Source organism: Zeaxanthinibacter enoshimensis (assembly GCF_004362865.1).
Lineage (GTDB): Bacteria > Bacteroidota > Bacteroidia > Flavobacteriales > Flavobacteriaceae > Zeaxanthinibacter > Zeaxanthinibacter enoshimensis.
The window spans coordinates 622805-639536 of the sequence record NZ_SNYI01000001.1; the positions used below are offsets into that span (position 1 = coordinate 622805).

Below are 16732 nucleotides of genomic sequence, written 5' to 3' on the forward strand. Positions count from 1 at the left end.
TCTGAGTTTCCGGAACACTTTCCCACTTTTACGTATCGCTTCCTAATTTCTATGGTATGGCGTCACTTGTGCCAACATTAGCACTTATCTTTGCAAAAAATTTTGACCCATGGAGCCTAAAACGCCAAGCGATTCACGAACTATCATGACAGACCTGGTCCTGCCCAGTGAGACCAATCCCCTCAATAATCTTTTTGGAGGAGAATTGCTGGCCAGGATGGACCGCGCGGCCAGCATTGCTGCCAGGCGACACAGCCGCAGGATCGTTGTTACTGCCTCTGTGAACCACGTGGCCTTTAACCGCTCCGTACCCCTGGGAAGCGTGGTGACTGTAGAAGCTGCTATCTCCCGTAATTTCAGGACTTCTATGGAAGTTTTTATCGATGTCTGGATAGAGGATCGTTTCAGCGGTCAGCGAACCAAAGCGAACGAGGCTATCTACACTTTCGTCGCTGTGGATGATACCGGGAAACCTACAGAAGTACCGCCATTGATCCCGGAGACTAAACAAGAAAAAGAACGCTATGCCGCCGCACTGAGACGAAAACAGCTCAGCCTGGTGCTCGCAGGGAAAATGAAACCTGAGGAAGCGACAGAACTTAAAGCGTTATTTGTTAGTTCATAAATAAAAAATGTCCCGTTCTATACGGGACATTTTATTTTAGAAATCAAAGTTATCCGGGTCCGGACCAAAGCGCTTTCCTTTATCCATAGCATCGAGCCTGTCCATATCTTCCTGCGAAAGTTCAAAGTCGAAGACCTGTGAATTAGCAATGATCCGCTCTTTTTTGGTCGATTTCGGGATGGTGACCACTCCTTTCTGCAGGTCCCACCTGAGTACTACCTGGGCAATACTGCGTCCGTATTTATCCGCAAGTGCCTCAAATTCCTTTTGCTTAAATATATTTCCCTGCATCATAGGAGACCAGGCTTCGTACTGGATCTTATGCTTACGACAGAAATCGATCAGCTCTGGTTGCACCAGGTAGGGGTGAAACTCCATTTGGTTCACCATGGGGACTGTTTCTGCTGTTTCCATCAGGTCTTCCAGGTGATGCTGCAGAAAATTGCTTACCCCTATAGCTCTCACCTTCTTTTCCGCGTACAGTTTTTCCAATGCCCTCCAGGTATCCTTATATTTCCCGTCTACCGGCCAGTGTACCAGGTAAAGGTCGAGGTAATCGGTACCCAGCCGCTGCAGGCTGGCCTCAAATGCCTTTAAGGTACTCTCGTAGCCCTGGTCGCTGTTCCACACCTTGCTGACCAGGAATACCTCTTCCCGTTTCAAACCGCTTTCTGCGATTCCCCTGCCCACGCCTTCTTCATTATTGTAGACGGCGGCAGTATCAATATGGCGGTAACCCGCGTCCAGGGCCCATTTTACAGCATTAACCACCTCCTGCCCGTCTTCAGCCAGGTAAACGCCCAAACCAAAGTAAGGCATGGCCACGCCATTGTGCAGTTTAAATGTCCCTTGTAGATCTGTAATGTGCTGTTGCATATTTATCTTTTAAAGCCTGTAAATCCATTCCTCGGGGTTGAGCCTGGTCGCGTCCCGGTAGAGATAGAATTTCAGTTGTGTAAGGCCACTGGCCCTGTTGGTATATATCTCGCCTAATTCTTCCTTGGCTGCAACCTTGTCCCCTTTCTTGACATACAGGTTAGAGAGGTTGTAATACGTACTGATATAGTTTCCATGCTTGATCTGCACCCCTTTATTACCACCGGGTACAGCCAGGATAGCTATGACCTCGCCTTCGAAAACGGCCCTGGCCTTGGCGCCTTCGTCCGTGGCGATGATAACCCCGTTACTCTGGTGTTTGATGCCGGGGTAAACCGCATCTTTATAGATCCCGAACCCTTGTCGCTTTATCCCTTTTTCAACCGGCCATATCAGCCTTCCCTTATTTGCTGAAAAATTGTTCGCCACCAATTCGGCCTCGGGGGTAAGTACAAATTTAGAGTTATCACCACTGCTTTTACCGGCCTCTTTATTGGCGGCAACAATTGCCGACCGGATCAGCCTTTCTATCTGCTGGTCTATCTTCCGTGCTTCTTTCTGTTTTGCATCGATGGCGGATGCATATTTACTTTCATTCTGCCGGATGGTCTGGAGCAGGGCTTTCTGGTCCCCGATCTCTTTCATCAACTGGTTCTTCACCTTCTGGTTTTCGGCCACTAAGGCATCTTTGGCCTTCCGTTGTTCGGCCAGGGATTTATTCAGCTGGGCCAACTCCTCGGTCTTGGCCACAATAGCCTCTCCCTGTTCTTTGCGAAACTGGGTATATTGTTTCATATACTGCAGCCGTTTAAAAGCCTGGAAGAAACTTTCAGCAGATAAAAGGAACATCAGGCGGTTCTGCTTAGCCCTGCTCTGGTAGGAACGACGGATCATCTGGGCGTAATCCTTCTTTAAGATCTCAAGGTCTTCCCTTAATGCACTTATCTTCCTGATATTCGCATTCACCTGCCGGCTGAGAAGGTTCGATTCCTGGTTGGTTACCCTGATCAGCTGCTGGCTCACCATGATCTTCCTGTCCAGGGACTCCAGCTGGTCCACAATATTTCCCTTCTTTTTCTTTTGGGCAAACAGCAGGCGGTTCATTTCTGCGATCTCCTTTTGGAGCCTTTCCCTCCGGGCTTCCAGGGCCTTCTGTTCGCTGGACTGTGCATAGGTATTTAAGCTGATCAGCGAAAATATAACGATCAGTATTTTGAAAATATATGAAACCTTAATCTTCATATTATTTTAGCACGATCTCGTTAAAACCATTCGGTATTTTAAATGGAAAATTCAGGCTGCGGTTGACCTCAAGGCTTTTATACTCTAACTGGATGTTGTTCTGCCGGTCTTTCTCGATGACGGTAATCCCAACTTCTTCGGGCAACATCCTCTTGGATACTTCCTGGTAGTTCTTGTAACTTACCTGCAGCAAACGTCCTTCCATAGGCTGGGCGATCTGCTGGAAAGCCAGCATAAAGAACTTTGGCTCCATACTGTATTCCGTCTTCAGCGTCCCCCTATCTGTACCCGGTCGCAGCAGGTAGCTGCCAGGTGTAGGAGATAACTCGTATTTGTCTTCCGTAAGGTCATAGAGCGCCTGCCCCAGTAAAAGATTCTGAATCTTTTCAAAGTCGAGCGTGGTTCCCAACAGGTCACTGAAATAGCTATAATCCCCGTCAAAATATTCGTTCTCTAACTTATTGTAGAAAGATACCTTGTTAGGCGTAATATAAGCTTTTACCACGCCCAGGGGAGCGCTTATCCAGATCACTTTGTCCTTTTCCATTCTCAGGCTGACGTTTACGCTTTGAGTGGCATCACCGTCCTGGTATGTAATACGCATCCGCCCGCTCAAAGTTTTAAAGTCCGGCTGGTTCTTATAATGGTTTTTAATAACGGCTTTTGCGGAGAGTTTGGAATTCACCGTCCCGTCCAGGGCAACCCGGGATGAAGAACAGGAATAGAATACTCCCAGGCACAAGATCGCCATTAAAAAACGAGTTGTGTATAGCGTTAGTCCTTTCATAGCATTAAGAACCTTTTTTAGTTTTACTAAGATACATATTTGCCTTCACAGAATCTCCTACAGCCTGGTAAGCCGAAGCCAGTTCCCTGAAGAATTTTACTTCCAGTTTTGGATCATCCAGCAGGTAATCCAGGCCTTCTTCCAATACACCGATTGCCTCCTTGTTTTTCCCATTACGCTGCAGGGCTAACCCGTAGGCATAATAGAAAAAAGGATTGGCCGGGTAGCTTTCCAGATGTTCGGCAGCTGCGGATTCCAATTGAATAAACCCCGAAGTCTCTATCAGCTTGTTCAGCTCGTTGATCGACTGCTGCTGGGGGTTGTCCTCAACTGCTTCCTCTTCGATTTCTCCTGGAACCCCCAGGGAAAGCGAATCTTCCAGCTGCCTTTGCAGCAGGGCTCTGAATTCACTATTCCTCAGCCCCTGCAGGATCTCCAGGGACTCCCTGAATTGTCCTTCCCTGTAAAGGGCGAGTGCGAGCTTTTCCTTAAAGTCCGGATCAGACCAGGGTAGACGATCCTTCAGCAGGGCCACAGACAGGCCTTGCTGCGCTTGTACCCGCACCAGGGTCTGTATGTACCAGGGATTACCAGGTTCGCCGCTTACGGCTGCCAGGGCTGCTTCCTTCGCCTGAACAAAGGCGTTCTGTTCCAGGTATAGCCTGGCCAGTTCATGGTCTACCACTGCCATGCCGGGCTGCATTTCCTGACATTCAAGAAACGCTTTTACAGCTTTATCGTAGTTCCCTATCCCTTTTTGTTTTAACCCTTCAAAAAAAGATTCCTGGAAAGCATCAGTATATAATTCGAGGGACAAAGCAGCACTCTCCTGTTCTGGTTCCTGGCCATAATTATTCCAGGGGAAAAGGAACATTCCCAGCACCATCAGTACAATACCTCTGTTCGCCCTATGCATTTCTTCTCTTTAAAAAATCCCGGGGGATCTCTTTATTATCTCACTTCTTTCCGGTACTGCCAAATGCACCGCTTCCACGGCTTGTTTCGGACAGTGCTTCGGTAACTTCCCACTCGGCCCTTTCGTGCCGTGCAATAACCATTTGTGCCACCCGGTCGCCGTCTTCCACCGTGAAGGGCTCGTTGGACAAGTTAACGAGGATGATCCCGATCTCCCCCCTGTAATCAGCATCAATCGTGCCAGGTGTATTCAGTACGGTAACTCCTTTTTTTGCGGCCAGACCGGACCTGGGACGGACCTGGGCTTCGAATCCGACCGGTAGTTCCATATAGAGGCCGGTGGGGATGACAGCGCGTTCCAGTGATTTAAGTGTGACCGGTTGCTGAAGGTTAGCTCTCAGATCCATGCCGGCAGAGGCCATGGTCTCATAAGCGGGCAGGGCATGGGACGAACGATTTACGATCTTGATCTTCATCGGAATTGTTTTAAGAATATTTGTTGTAAGCGTTCTTTTTCCAGTCGGTATACCAGAAACAGGAATACCAGGAACAAGATGGTTCCCACGATCAGGTTACGGTCAAAGACGTAAAAAGAAAGTACGGAAAAGAGAACGGAAATTGAACCGTAAAAAATAATTTTTCTGAAGTTATAGGGCACAGGGTAATACCGTTGTCCGAAATAAAACGAAAGACCCAGCATAGTGGCGTAGGCAGCCAGTGTGGCAATGGCCGAAGCGTAATAGCCGATAGTGGGAATGAAAAGGACATTGATCAGGATGGTGATCACTGCGCCTACAATAGAGATAATGGCCCCGAATCGGGTCCGGTCCGTCACCTTGTACCAAACCGAGAGGTTGTGGTAGATACCCAGGCAAAATCCTGCAAGTACAATTATCGGGACCACCGGCATGGCTTCCCAGTAAGCTTTATCGATGATGATCACCTTCAGGATATCGGCATAAACGACCACCGCCAGCAGGATTACGCTGCCCAGGACCACGAAATAATTGGTGATCTGTGCGTAAGCCTTTTGGGGGTTCTCAGAATTAGCGTGACTGAAGAAGAAGGGTTCTATCCCCAGCCGGAAAGCTGTGGCAAAAAGCGTCATGAACAGCGCAAGCTTATAGCAGGCGGAGTATTTACCTATCTCGCTTTTGGCAATATCCTCTGGCAGTAGTTCCGACAACAGAATGCGGTCAAAGACTTCATTTATCGTAAAGGCTATCCCCGCGATCATCACTGGAAGACCATACCGCATCATCGAATTAAACATCCGCTTATTAAATATGTACGGCCTCCGGAAATACAGCCGGGACATGATCAGCAGGGTAACGGCGCTGGCCACCAGGTTGGAAATAAAGATGTACGAGATTTCATAATCCGGCACGTACAGACTGTCGAAAACGGAAGTTTCACCCCTGGCAAGTTTTGGTAACAGCAATAGGAAAAACACGTTAAGCCCCAGGTTGATCATCACGTTGATGATCTTGACTACGGCGTATTTCATTGGTTTTTCATTTGCCCTAAGCCAGGCAAACGGGACTATGGAAAGGGCGTCCAGCCCAAGGATAAAAATAAAATAATTGAAGTATTCCGGGTCTATATTCAGAATGCTTACCAATTGGTCACTTAGCAGGAAACCGAGCAGAACAAAGAGCGCCGTGGAGGTCAGCAGGCTTATCAGGGCTGTTGAGACCACTTCTTTCTTTTGCTCTTCCTTATTGTAAAAACGGAAGAAAGCAGTCTCCATCCCGTAAGACAGGATGACGTTGAAAATAGCAAACCAGGCGAAGATAAGGGTGACTTCTCCGTATGCGCCCGGGGGCATTACCCTGGTGTACAGCGGGACCAGGATGAATGAGAGCATTCGTGGTAACACCGTGGCCAAACCATAAATAAAGGTTTGCTTAAAAAGTTTCTGAAATAAGCTCAAGTCCGCCTCTGTTAGGTAGTCATTAAAAGTAGGTATTTAATACCTGCCAGCAAAGCGGCAGTTATGAATCATAAACGGGGGCTGAGAAAATTATTGTGCAGGCCCGGAGAGGCTTCTGTCCATAAAAAAACCCTGCAAAAGCAGGGTTTATATATTAAAAAGGATAAACGAGATTACCCGTTCAGGGCTTCGGCACCACCGACGATCTCCAGGATCTCGTTGGTAATTGCAGCCTGTCTTGCCTTGTTATAGGTAAGTTTAAGCTGATCTCTTAATTCCTTGGCATTATCTGTCGCCTTGTGCATAGCGGTCATCCTTGCCCCGTGTTCACTGGCAAAGGAATCACGAACCGCTTTGTAGAGCTGTGTCTTTAAAGTCTTCGGGATCAGTTCTTCTACGATCTCCTCCTTAGAAGGTTCAAAGATGTAATCCGTGCTGAGCTGAACATCCTGCTCAAGTGGTTTGATCGGTAAGAACTGCTCTGTCAGTACAACCTGGGTAGCAGCGTTCTTAAAGTGGTTATAAACTATCTCTATCTTATCGTAGGCCCCGGAACTGAATTTATCCATCAGCTCCTCAGCAATTGCCGCTACCTGGTCAAAGGTGAGTTCGTCGTAGACCTTGCTGTGATCGTTGATCACGGCATGACGCTTAGACAGCAGGTCTTTGGCCTTTTTACCTATAGTGACAAAATCCACTTTTTTGCCGGCATACCTGTCCTGGGCCAAAGCTACACTCTGCTTCAGCACATTGGTATTGAATGCTCCACACAATCCCCGGTTAGAAGTGATCGCTACGATCAGTACCTTGTTGACCTCCCGCTGCTCAGAATACTGTCCGCCGGAATTCTCATCCAGGCTGGCACTCAGGTTTTGCAGCAGCTCGTTCAGTTTATCCGCATAAGGTCGCATGGCCGTAATGGCATCCTGCGCCTTTTTCAACTTTGCAGCAGATACCATTTTCATGGCACTGGTGATCTGCATGGTCGAATTAACCGATGTGATCCTGTTACGTATTTCCTTTAAATTCGCCATACACTATGGTTCTGTGGGAGGCTGGCCGGTGTAGTTACCACCACACCGGAAGGTTCTCCCGGCTCTTACTAGTTTCTATATTTAGCAGAAAGTTCTTTTGCGACCTCTCTGAGGGTGTCGGTAATCTCATCCGTCAGTTTCCCGGCCTTCAGCTGATCCAGGGTATCCCTGTGCTTGGCATTCAGGAACTGCAGGAAGTCTCTTTCAAATTCCTTCACTTTCTCTACCGGCACATCGCGCAGCAGGTTCTTAGACCCGGCATAGATAATAGCCACCTGGTCTTCTACAGTGAAAGGATCATTCTGTGCCTGCTTCAGGATCTCAACGTTCCTACGTCCTTTTTCGATAACGTTCAGGGTCGCTGCATCAAGATCAGAACCAAACTTGGCAAAAGCCTCCAGTTCACGGAACTGCGCCTGGTCAAGCTTCAGGGTACCAGCTACCTTCTTCATCGATTTGATCTGTGCCGATCCACCTACACGGGATACTGAGATTCCCACGTTGATCGCCGGACGAACCCCTTGGTTAAAGAGATCCTGCTCCAGGAAGATCTGTCCGTCAGTAATAGAGATCACGTTAGTTGGGATATAAGCAGAAACGTCACCTGCCTGGGTCTCGATGATCGGAAGCGCTGTAAGCGAACCGCCACCTTTTACCATGGGCTTCAATACATCCGGAAGATCGTTCATATTCTTCGCAATGGCGTCATCATTGATCACCTTCGCTGCACGCTCGAGCAAACGCGAGTGCAGGAAGAATACGTCACCGGGGTATGCCTCACGTCCCGGTGGACGTCTGAGTAGCAGGGATACCTCACGGTAAGCAACCGCCTGCTTAGACAGGTCATCATAGATGATCAGTGCAGGACGACCGGTATCGCGGAAATATTCCCCGATAGCTGCTCCGGCAAAAGGAGCATATACCTGCATAGGTGCAGGGTCTGATGCATTAGCTGCTACGATAGTCGTATAGGCCAAAGCTCCTTTATCTTCTAAAGTCTTCGCAATAGCCGCAACCGTAGAGGCCTTCTGACCTATGGCAACATAGATACAGTATACAGGCTCACCGGCATCGTAAAATTCTTTCTGGTTCAGGATGGTATCGATACAAACCGTAGTCTTACCGGTCTGGCGGTCACCGATCACCAGCTCACGCTGTCCCCTACCGATCGGGATCATGGCATCGATCGCCTTGATTCCGGTCTGCAGTGGCTCGTTAACCGGCTGCCTGAAAATAACTCCGGGGGCTTTACGCTCCAGGGGCATTTCATAAGTATCACCTGAGATAGGACCTTTTCCGTCGATGGGGTTACCCAAGGTATCCACAACACGGCCTACGATACCTTCTCCTACCTTGATAGAAGCGATTCGTTGGGTACGTTTTACAGTGGCCCCTTCTCCGACTTCCTTAGATGGTCCTAAGAGTACCACACCAACGTTGTCCTCTTCCAGGTTAAGTACAATTCCTTCAAGACCCCCTTCGAACTCAACAAGCTCGCCGTACTGGGCATTTGAAAGACCGTAAACCCTGGCGATACCATCACCAACCTGCAATACAGTTCCTACTTCATCCAGGGAAGCGCTAGCTTCGAATCCTGATAATTGCTTCTTTAAAATTGCTGATACTTCAGCGGCTTTTACTCCTGCCATTTTCTATTAGATAAATACAGTAAGCCGGCACAGGCCGGTATACTATAGGTTATAGACTATTCGTAAATTCTCTTTTAATATTATTCAATTGCGTCGCGATGCTGGCATCGTACTGCATATCCCCGATCCTGAGGACAAATCCACCAAGGATCTCCTCATCTACTTTATTGGTCAGGGTAACTTTGTTCTCTGTCATGGAAGCGATCTGCTTCAGGGCCTTCTTTTCGATTTCCGGGGTCATAGGAACGGCCGTAGTGATCACAGCTTCCTCTTCTCCCTTTTTCTCCCTGTACAGTACCAGGTATTTAAATGCCACTTCTCTCAGCATTCCAATCCTCTTGTTATCGACCAGCATGCTAAGCACACCTTCGGTCATCGGGTTGATACCTTTGAAAAGCGCGGTCAGGGCTTCTTTCTTATCCGATCCTTTTATTACCGGGTTCCCCAGCATATCCTCCACCTCTTTATTCGAAGAAACGGTTTGTACGATCTGTTGCATATCCTGCTCAACAGCATCGGCAACCTTTTTCTCAAGGGCAAGGTCCAGGATCGCCCTGGCATATCTTATTGCGGCTCTGGAATCGTTCATGAGCTTAGGCGTTCATTTTTATATCCCCCAACAAAGAGTCAACCAGTTCCAGTTGCTTCTTGTTTTCAGATAATTTTTCTTTAAGCACTTTTTCAGCAATAGCAACAGAAAGCTCAGCAACCTGGTTCTTGATATCTGCCACGGCCGCCTTTTTCTCACTTTCAATAGTAAGTTGCGCCTGTTTGATCATTTTATCGCCTTCTACCTTAGCCAGGTCACGGGCATCGGAAACTATTTTTTCCTTGATCTCACGGGCCTCTTTCAACATAGATTCGCGCTCTGCTCTTGCCTCTTTAAGTAACCTCTCGCTGTCTGCAGTAACATTCTGCATTTCTCTCTTGGCATCCTCTGCTGCAGCCAGTGCACTCCTTATACCTTCCTCGCGATCATTCACCGCGTTGAGTATAGGTCCCCAGGCAAACTTTCTGAGTAACCCCAGTAAGATGAGGAACAATACGGTCATCCAGACGAACAGGCCTAACGAAAAATCGGATAATAGCTTTTCCATATGTCTTTATTTTATGCTTTTAATTTTTAAAAAGGCAAGGCCACAACCAACCGTTATGGCCAATTGCCTCATTTTTTTGGCTTATACTGCAAACAGGGCAGCGAAACCGATTCCTTCAATAAGCGCCGCTGCAATCAGCATCGCTGTTTGAATTTTTCCGTAAGCCTCAGGCTGGCGAGCGATCGCCTCCATTGCAGAGCTACCGATCTTACCGATACCGAAACCGGCTCCGATAACTACTAAACCTGCACCTACCATAATTGGAATTTCCATAATGTATATAGTTTAAAAATTAAAAAAATTCAACTTACTACTACTGCCGGCGGGCAGCAGACACCCATTATAAATGAGCGATTTCTCCTTCGTGCTCCTCGTGATGTTCTTCCGAGGCAAACCCGAAATATAGGGCAGACAGCATCGTAAAGATATATGCCTGCAGCAGGGCCACCAATACCTCTATCAGGGATATGGCAAATGCCAGTGCAAAGGATAACGGGCTTCCGATCCAGCTTTTGAATATAAACATAAGTCCGATCAGGCTCATCAGTACGATGTGTCCTGCAGTCATGTTTGCATATAGACGGATCAGCAGTGAAAAAGGTTTTACTATGGTTCCCAGTAATTCGATAGGAACAAGAATTATGTACAACGGAATCTTTGCGATCCAGGGCATAGTGTCCCCTAATGGATCAAAAAGGTGCTTCCAATATGTTTTAGTACCTGTAAAAGAGGTGATCAGGAAGGTCATCAGTGCAAGAGCGAATGTTATAGCAATGTTCCCGGTGACATTTACTCCCAGCGGAGTCAACCCGAATATATTAAGGAACCAGATGAAAAAGAAAATGGTCAGCAGGAAGGGCATGTATTTGCGGTAACGCTTCTCCCCAATGTTTGGCCTGGCGATCTCATCCCTGATATATAGTACGATAGGCTCCATAAAGCGCCATATCCCCTTCGGCATGTTATTATTTTTCGCATAAGACCTCGCAAGACTGCTGAACATCCAAAGGATCAGCAGACCCGTGATAAAGATCATCACTACGTTCTTGGTAATAGAGAGATCAAGAGGCTTGTCGTTCATCACCTTGTGATCATCGCCGTAGCGGATCTCCCCATCGGCATTGGTCTCGTAGATCTTATTATGGTACAGCTTGTAGTAAGAGCCGTCTACCTCGGCCACTGTTTCCCCGTGGTGGAATTTGGAAGAAGAAAATACCTTCAGACCCTCATCCCAGATTATTACAGGTAACGGGATATCAACATAAACATGCTCCCCGTTATCCTTTGTGTAAGAAAATAAAGAGAAAGAGTGAGAATCCTTCAAGTGATGCTCAATGTACTCTTTGATCTCTGTCTTCTTGTCTTTTTCAGGTGCTTCCCCAGCTTCTTTTGCATCTTTCGCAAAGCTCGTGAAGCTCATCAAAAGTGCGGAAACAATAAGAAATTTACTCAGTAATGTATTTCGCATAATGCCCTTACGTATAGGTCCCTAAAAATCCGTGCAAATGTAAGCTATTCTCTCAAAAAGGGAAAAGCATTTTAGCTTTATTTTAAGCAGGTGAATGACAGTGGGCTTAGCTCTTCTCGTTTTCCATATTGCGAAGTATCCTGGCAACCCATACTGTTTCCCATACCAGGCTGATCACGTAAGGGATGAAAAACGCAGCAAATTCGGGCCGGGACATGTCACCGTCTGCCAGGTATGCCGGGTAAAATAGCAGGAAGAATACGAGGAATTTTAACAGGCTTCCTCCCATAAAAAGGAAACCTATCTGGGAACTCAGCTTATACCTCAGCCTGTATAAAGCAAAGAATATGATGAATGCCAGTGCCAGGTTGACCACATAGCATAGCGAGATCATATTATCAAAAAGCGGAAGCCCAATTCGGGATAAAATAAAAAGGTGAATAGCAAAGGCCAGCCCCATTACGAGGATAGCGCCTGACAGGAAAATTGCCAGGACATGTTTATTGCCCATATCAGTACTTGATTCTTTTGATCTGCCTGAGGACAACCCAGAGCGCCATAGCGAGGCCCAGCAAGGTGCCGATCAGTGTGAATATCTTTTTTTCATTCTCATAGTGGGTGTCCAGCCATTTACCTCCTTTGGCACCGAGGTAGATGAGAATACCCATCTCAGCAGCGATCCCCGATAACAGGGCAACGTTTTTGAGGGTACTATTTTTCTTTTCAGGTTGTTTTGGCTGCTTCATTGCTGTTGCCCCTTAGCGGAGCTTTAAATGAGGTGGTAGATTTTGCGGGGTTCTGATCCGACCCGGACTTCAGGTTCCCTTCACCTTTTCCTTTCATATTACAATTGGCATTGAAGGTAGCGCCGGGTTCCACTGCAAGTTTAGCCACGGAAACAGTGCCCTCTATTACCGCAGAGGATTTCAGGGTAAGCAGTTCTGAAACCAATAATTCTCCATTGAAGTTGCCTTCAATATCTGCGTTAACACATTCTACTTTCCCATGGATATATCCATCTTTCCCGATAACTACTTTCCCGGAAGTTTTTACATTCCCATCCAGTTTCCCGTCAATACGGAAATCGGCCTCGGAGATGATGTCTCCTTTTATCTTGGTATTCCTCCCTATTCGGTTGGGTTGTGCGCCTGTTTCGTTCATAGCTCTGGGTTTTTTGTTGTCTGAAAACATGGATTAAGGTTTTGGGGTTGAAATAAATTGCTGGTAGTCAGCCAGATTCTTATGTACTTGGATGGTTTTATAATTATCGGACAAAATTACAAAATTCTCAAAATCAATACGGTAATCCCTGTTGATTTTTAAAAGTTCAACATAACCCAGGGCAAAATCGCGCGATTTAAACCCATGAACCACCACAAATTCTTTCTCCAGGTCGTAGATATCCATGGAGACCTTATTACTATAGTTTAGTTCTTTTATAGAATTCTCCAGTCGCCCTTTTAATTCGAGCGCTGTAGCGTGTTTGCTTCTCCTGAACGGGAATACCACCTTCCAGTTCCCCTGTCCCCCGGGAATATCCTCGCTGGTAAATTCGCGCGGTTCCAGTTTTGGCAATTGCTCCGCCACTATTTCCTGGGCTTTCCTGCCCTCCGGTAAATTAGGGTAATTCAGTGCAACATAGTTCAGGGCTTCCTTGAATTGTTCAAATCCCTGTAAACGCCCAATAGCGTTTGCCTTTAGTAACTCAAATTTAGCTACGATGGGTTCTCCGGTGTATTGGTTTATATTTTCCTCTGCGCCGGTGATAGTCCTCAGGTATTCCTGTTGCTCAAAAAGCTCGTACAAAGCTGTATATCTCGCTTCGGGGCTGTCCTTGTCTCCTACAAGAATAGCACGGGGGTTCAGGAGCAATTCTGCATAGCGGGAGGCCGGATGCTCTGAAATGATCCGTTGTTTCATCGCCTCGGCGAGTGCCGGGGAAGTCTGTTCGTAGATCTTATACAGGTTGTACTTAGAAGGCAATACGAGCCTATCCTCCGGCGAACTATTGAGAACTTTTTCCAATTTTGCTGCAGCCAGCATAAATTCACCGAACTTCTCCTTGTAGATCAGACCTAACTGGTAATTGGCGAAATTGCGTTCTCTTTCAAGACTGTCTATGACTGCCGGATCCCTTGGCACCCTGTCCATATAATAATCCAGCGAATAGAGCTGTTCTTCAGGAATGATCTCCCCTGCACCCGGTTGGTCTGCCTGGCTTATATCTGCGGCATCATCACTGCCCAATACTTTGTTCTTATTACTCCACCTCCAGTTATCTTCCAGTTCCCTATCTCCCCACTTATTCCTGAACTCGTTTTTGCCGTAGCCTAAAGAAGTGATATTATAGAAATAAAATTTTCCCTGGTTTTCCTTACCTCCTTTGGTACTCCCGAATTGCGCAAAACCTGCTGCCTGTTTCTGGCTTTCTTCTTTTTCCCGGGCTTCTGCTGCTGCTTTTAACCCGGCAATATGGGTGCCGAAATATGCCAGCCGGTCATCGAGGCTCATATTGTACAACCCTATCACGCTGTCTGCATAGGCCACCTGGGCCTCGTAACTGACCACCTCTTGAAGGTTTTCTCTTTTTTTCCTGAAGGCCCTGAATTTCTTGGTGTTTTCCGGAAGGTTTGTCAGCACACTGTCATAATAAGCCCCTGCGAGGGGGTATTGACTCTTATCAAAATGATATTCAGCCAGGCGCTCATAATTCAGGGCATTTAATTGTGAACTCCCATTGATATCCCTGAGCGACCTGTTGTAATAAGCAATGGCCAGGCTGTCTTGTCCGTAAGCCATGTGGTATTCCCCAAGCCGGTGAAATATCTTCCCCAAATATGGCCTGTTTTCCCGGTTCTCCTCCATCCGGGTTAACTGCTCCAGCAATTCTTCACGGTTCCCCGGACTGGTTTCCGTATTCTCTATCTGTTGCAACTGGGCATTGACATAATAGATCCTGGGGGAACTGCGCTTAAGGTCAATAACTTTGTTAAAGGCGTAATTGGCACTATCCCTGTAACCGAGTTGATCATACAATTGACCAATAATATAATAGTATCTGCCTTTCTCCGGCTTTTTCCCGGTATACGCAGCTGCGATCTTCAGCTGTTGGATGGCTGTGTCCGGGATATTCAGGTTGATGTAGGCCTGGGCCATCATTGCCCTGGCGTCAGCATATTCCTGGTCCCTGAGAGATTCGTATTTCAATAACCGCTTAAGGTTCCTGAGAGCCAGTTCCTCGTTCTCGAGCCTGATATTTGTTTTCTCCCTCCATATCGTGGCCTCGTTCAGCTTATCGCTTTCGGTATACTTTCTCAGGATATAATTGAATGCTTCCAGAGCGGGGATATACCGCTGGTCAAAATACCTGGCTTTTCCCAGCAATAAAAATGCTTCATCGGTCTGCGGGTTTCTTTCGATTCCCCCGATCTCCATACTGTGTTTCTGGATCGCTTTTGTAGCCTTTTCCTCAGCGATTACGAAATTTGGATTATTGTCCTCGGAGTCGAGCTTGATCTCTTCAGTGACCTCCATCCGTTCTACCGGGAGTATCTCCCAGTAATTATCCCGGTAAGCCTCATTTAGGGTTTCCCTTCCTTTCTCAAAGGCAATACCTCCGTTATACAAGGTATTGTACTTGGTATTCAGGGCGTGCCAGTTGCGGTTGACAAAGGCATCTTTCTTCGTAGAACAGGCATGGAAAAGTATTGCCCCTAATGCGATGTAAAATATAAACTGGTAACGAAGCTTCAAATCGTAAGGTATCTGTTCGTAATCTTAACTTAAAATACGTCTCTTTATTATACCAGTACTACTGTAATTCTTGCTTTAGTACAGCTAAAAAAGCGGATGCAATGTGGGCCCAGGTCATATCGATACTTAAAATACCATGAAACCTTAATGAGGAGTGGTGACGTGAACTTTTTGACACTGAGTATTCTTAAGGTTATACATATGCCTGCATTTTAAGCTATTTTTTAGTCTTTAGTCATTAATAATAGTTCCAGCTTTTCTTAGTTTTGCAAGAAATTTGAGAAAATGGTTGATTTTCATCCTTTAGAAGTGACGCAGGTAAAAAGCCTGACTCCAGATTCTGTCGCGATAACCTTTGGTGTGCCCAAGGAACTGGTGCAGACCTTCAATTTTACCGCCGGGCAATATATTACCATCAAGAAAGAAATACGTGGGAAAGAGCTGAGAAGACCTTATTCTATTAGTTCTTCCCCCAAGAAGGACACGCTTACCATTGGAGTAAAGCAAGTGGATAAAGGAGGTTTTTCTGCTTATGCGAATCAAAAGATCAAAGCAGGAGATGTCCTGGAGGTACTACCTCCCCAGGGTAGGTTCATTTTTAAACCAGGTGCAGAACCAAAAAATATTATGGCCTTTGCTGCGGGCAGCGGTATCACTCCCATTATGAGTATTGCCCGCTCTGTCCTTGAAAGCAACCCCAGGAATACGATGGTATTACTTTTTGGGAATAAATCGTACAAGGATACCATGTTCTATACAGACCTGGTAAAACTTCAACTCGAGTACCCGGATCGTTTCTTCCTGTATTTCACCCTGACCGAAACCAGGGAAGAAGATTCCCTTTTCGGCCGGATAGACACCGCCAATGTGAACTACGTCTTAAATAACAAGCACAAGGATACGGATTTTGACGACTATTACATCTGCGGCCCGGAACCGATGATCAACCTGGTCACAGAGATCCTTACCGAAAAGGAGATCGAGGAACACAAGATCCATTTTGAGCTCTTCACGACTACCGAGATCAGTGATGAAATGCCAGAAAAAGTAGATGGTAAAACCAAGCTGTCTGTCGTATTGGATGACGAGGAATTTGAGTTGGAAATGGATAAGAATACCAAGGTTCTGGATGCGGTTCTCAAAGAGAACATCGATGCTCCTTATTCCTGCCAGGGTGGAGTTTGCAGTACGTGTATTGCCAAGGTAACCGAAGGCTCTGCAGAGATGGTAAAGAACCAGATCCTTACCGACGGGGAGATCGCTGATGGTTATATCCTGACCTGCCAGGCACACCCGACAAGCCAGGTGCTTAAAATAGATTACGACGACGTATAACAGTAAACTACTATAGCT

General features: G+C 46.7%; 18 protein-coding genes. 2 read left to right on the forward strand and 16 right to left on the reverse strand.

Annotation, left to right across the window (positions count from 1 at the left end):
• Positions 1-109: 109 nt before the first annotated feature.
• Positions 110-625, forward strand: a complete 516-nt coding sequence (locus CLV82_RS02785; protein ID WP_133642771.1) for an acyl-CoA thioesterase — start codon at positions 110-112, stop codon at positions 623-625.
• A gap of 36 nt (positions 626-661) precedes the next feature.
• Here CLV82_RS02785 and CLV82_RS02790 read toward each other — a convergent pair whose 3' ends face one another.
• The 16 genes from CLV82_RS02790 to porW form a co-directional block, all read right to left on the reverse strand.
• The gene (locus tag CLV82_RS02790) at positions 662-1501 is read right to left on the reverse strand and encodes an aldo/keto reductase (protein WP_133642772.1); all 840 of its coding nucleotides are present in this window, start codon (positions 1499-1501) and stop codon (positions 662-664) included.
• Between the two features lie 9 nt (positions 1502-1510).
• Positions 1511-2743: a murein hydrolase activator EnvC family protein gene (locus CLV82_RS02795; protein ID WP_133642773.1), complete on the reverse strand. Its 1233-nt coding sequence runs from the start codon at positions 2741-2743 to the stop codon at positions 1511-1513.
• Between the two features lies 1 nt (position 2744).
• A complete protein-coding gene (locus tag CLV82_RS02800) occupies positions 2745-3530 on the reverse strand; it encodes a DUF4292 domain-containing protein (protein ID WP_133642774.1) in 786 nt (261 codons plus the stop codon).
• 4 nt (positions 3531-3534) lie between these two features.
• Complete coding sequence (locus CLV82_RS02805) at positions 3535-4446, reverse strand: tetratricopeptide repeat protein (protein WP_133642775.1); 912 nt, start codon at positions 4444-4446, stop codon at positions 3535-3537.
• A 40-nt stretch (positions 4447-4486) separates the two neighbouring features.
• A complete protein-coding gene (dut, locus tag CLV82_RS02810) occupies positions 4487-4921 on the reverse strand; it encodes a dUTP diphosphatase (protein WP_133642776.1) in 435 nt (144 codons plus the stop codon).
• A complete protein-coding gene (locus CLV82_RS02815) occupies positions 4918-6378 on the reverse strand; it encodes a lipopolysaccharide biosynthesis protein (RefSeq protein ID WP_133642777.1) in 1461 nt (486 codons plus the stop codon). The genes dut and CLV82_RS02815 overlap by 4 nt, the downstream gene beginning before the upstream one ends.
• 173 nt (positions 6379-6551) lie before the next feature.
• Entirely contained in the window at positions 6552-7412 is an 861-nt protein-coding gene (gene atpG / locus CLV82_RS02820) for an ATP synthase F1 subunit gamma (protein WP_133642778.1), read from the reverse strand.
• Positions 7413-7480: 68 nt separating this feature from the next.
• Complete coding sequence (gene atpA / locus CLV82_RS02825) at positions 7481-9061, reverse strand: F0F1 ATP synthase subunit alpha (protein WP_133642779.1); 1581 nt, start codon at positions 9059-9061, stop codon at positions 7481-7483.
• A gap of 49 nt (positions 9062-9110) precedes the next feature.
• Positions 9111-9650, reverse strand: coding sequence for an ATP synthase F1 subunit delta (atpH, locus tag CLV82_RS02830; RefSeq protein WP_133642780.1), 540 nt, complete (start codon positions 9648-9650; stop codon positions 9111-9113).
• 4 nt (positions 9651-9654) lie between these two features.
• Complete coding sequence (locus tag CLV82_RS02835) at positions 9655-10158, reverse strand: F0F1 ATP synthase subunit B (protein WP_133642781.1); 504 nt, start codon at positions 10156-10158, stop codon at positions 9655-9657.
• A gap of 81 nt (positions 10159-10239) precedes the next feature.
• On the reverse strand, positions 10240-10431 hold the full coding sequence (gene atpE, locus CLV82_RS02840; RefSeq protein WP_133642782.1) for an ATP synthase F0 subunit C: 192 nt from the start codon (positions 10429-10431) through the stop codon (positions 10240-10242).
• 67 nt (positions 10432-10498) lie between these two features.
• On the reverse strand, positions 10499-11626 hold the full coding sequence (gene atpB, locus CLV82_RS02845) for a F0F1 ATP synthase subunit A (protein ID WP_133642783.1): 1128 nt from the start codon (positions 11624-11626) through the stop codon (positions 10499-10501).
• A 106-nt stretch (positions 11627-11732) separates the two neighbouring features.
• Entirely contained in the window at positions 11733-12137 is a 405-nt protein-coding gene (locus tag CLV82_RS02850; RefSeq protein ID WP_133642784.1) for a DUF6168 family protein, read from the reverse strand.
• A gap of 1 nt (position 12138) precedes the next feature.
• Positions 12139-12372 carry an AtpZ/AtpI family protein gene (locus CLV82_RS02855; RefSeq protein ID WP_133642785.1) on the reverse strand — a complete coding sequence of 78 codons (234 nt, stop codon included), beginning with the start codon at positions 12370-12372 and terminating at the stop codon, positions 12139-12141.
• A complete protein-coding gene (locus tag CLV82_RS02860) occupies positions 12350-12817 on the reverse strand; it encodes a bactofilin family protein (RefSeq protein WP_133642786.1) in 468 nt (155 codons plus the stop codon). Before CLV82_RS02860 ends, CLV82_RS02855 begins: the two co-directional genes overlap by 23 nt.
• Positions 12818-12820: 3 nt before the next feature.
• Positions 12821-15379: a type IX secretion system periplasmic lipoprotein PorW/SprE gene (porW, locus tag CLV82_RS02865; RefSeq protein ID WP_133642787.1), complete on the reverse strand. Its 2559-nt coding sequence runs from the start codon at positions 15377-15379 to the stop codon at positions 12821-12823.
• Positions 15380-15664: 285 nt separating this feature from the next.
• Here porW and CLV82_RS02870 point away from each other — a divergent pair, with 285 nt between their 5' ends.
• Complete coding sequence (locus CLV82_RS02870; RefSeq protein ID WP_133642788.1) at positions 15665-16714, forward strand: ferredoxin--NADP reductase; 1050 nt, start codon at positions 15665-15667, stop codon at positions 16712-16714.
• The last annotated feature ends 18 nt before the right edge of the window (positions 16715-16732 follow it).

What these genes read in the sequence shown, in the direction of transcription:
- CLV82_RS02785 (WP_133642771.1), top strand. Translation starts at nt 110, where the DNA reads ATGGAGCCTAAAACGCCAAGCGATTCACGAACTATCATGACAGACCTG.
- CLV82_RS02790 (WP_133642772.1), bottom strand. Translation starts at nt 1,501, where the DNA reads ATGCAACAGCACATTACAGATCTACAAGGGACATTTAAACTGCACAAT.
- CLV82_RS02795 (WP_133642773.1), bottom strand. Translation starts at nt 2,743, where the DNA reads ATGAAGATTAAGGTTTCATATATTTTCAAAATACTGATCGTTATATTT.
- CLV82_RS02800 (WP_133642774.1), bottom strand. Translation starts at nt 3,530, where the DNA reads ATGAAAGGACTAACGCTATACACAACTCGTTTTTTAATGGCGATCTTG.
- CLV82_RS02805 (WP_133642775.1), bottom strand. Translation starts at nt 4,446, where the DNA reads ATGCATAGGGCGAACAGAGGTATTGTACTGATGGTGCTGGGAATGTTC.
- dut (WP_133642776.1), bottom strand. Translation starts at nt 4,921, where the DNA reads ATGAAGATCAAGATCGTAAATCGTTCGTCCCATGCCCTGCCCGCTTAT.
- atpG (WP_133642778.1), bottom strand. Translation starts at nt 7,412, where the DNA reads ATGGCGAATTTAAAGGAAATACGTAACAGGATCACATCGGTTAATTCG.
- atpA (WP_133642779.1), bottom strand. Translation starts at nt 9,061, where the DNA reads ATGGCAGGAGTAAAAGCCGCTGAAGTATCAGCAATTTTAAAGAAGCAA.
- atpH (WP_133642780.1), bottom strand. Translation starts at nt 9,650, where the DNA reads ATGAACGATTCCAGAGCCGCAATAAGATATGCCAGGGCGATCCTGGAC.
- CLV82_RS02835 (WP_133642781.1), bottom strand. Translation starts at nt 10,158, where the DNA reads ATGGAAAAGCTATTATCCGATTTTTCGTTAGGCCTGTTCGTCTGGATG.
- atpE (WP_133642782.1), bottom strand. Translation starts at nt 10,431, where the DNA reads ATGGAAATTCCAATTATGGTAGGTGCAGGTTTAGTAGTTATCGGAGCC.
- atpB (WP_133642783.1), bottom strand. Translation starts at nt 11,626, where the DNA reads ATGCGAAATACATTACTGAGTAAATTTCTTATTGTTTCCGCACTTTTG.
- CLV82_RS02850 (WP_133642784.1), bottom strand. Translation starts at nt 12,137, where the DNA reads ATGGGCAATAAACATGTCCTGGCAATTTTCCTGTCAGGCGCTATCCTC.
- CLV82_RS02855 (WP_133642785.1), bottom strand. Translation starts at nt 12,372, where the DNA reads ATGAAGCAGCCAAAACAACCTGAAAAGAAAAATAGTACCCTCAAAAAC.
- CLV82_RS02860 (WP_133642786.1), bottom strand. Translation starts at nt 12,817, where the DNA reads ATGTTTTCAGACAACAAAAAACCCAGAGCTATGAACGAAACAGGCGCA.
- CLV82_RS02870 (WP_133642788.1), top strand. Translation starts at nt 15,665, where the DNA reads ATGGTTGATTTTCATCCTTTAGAAGTGACGCAGGTAAAAAGCCTGACT.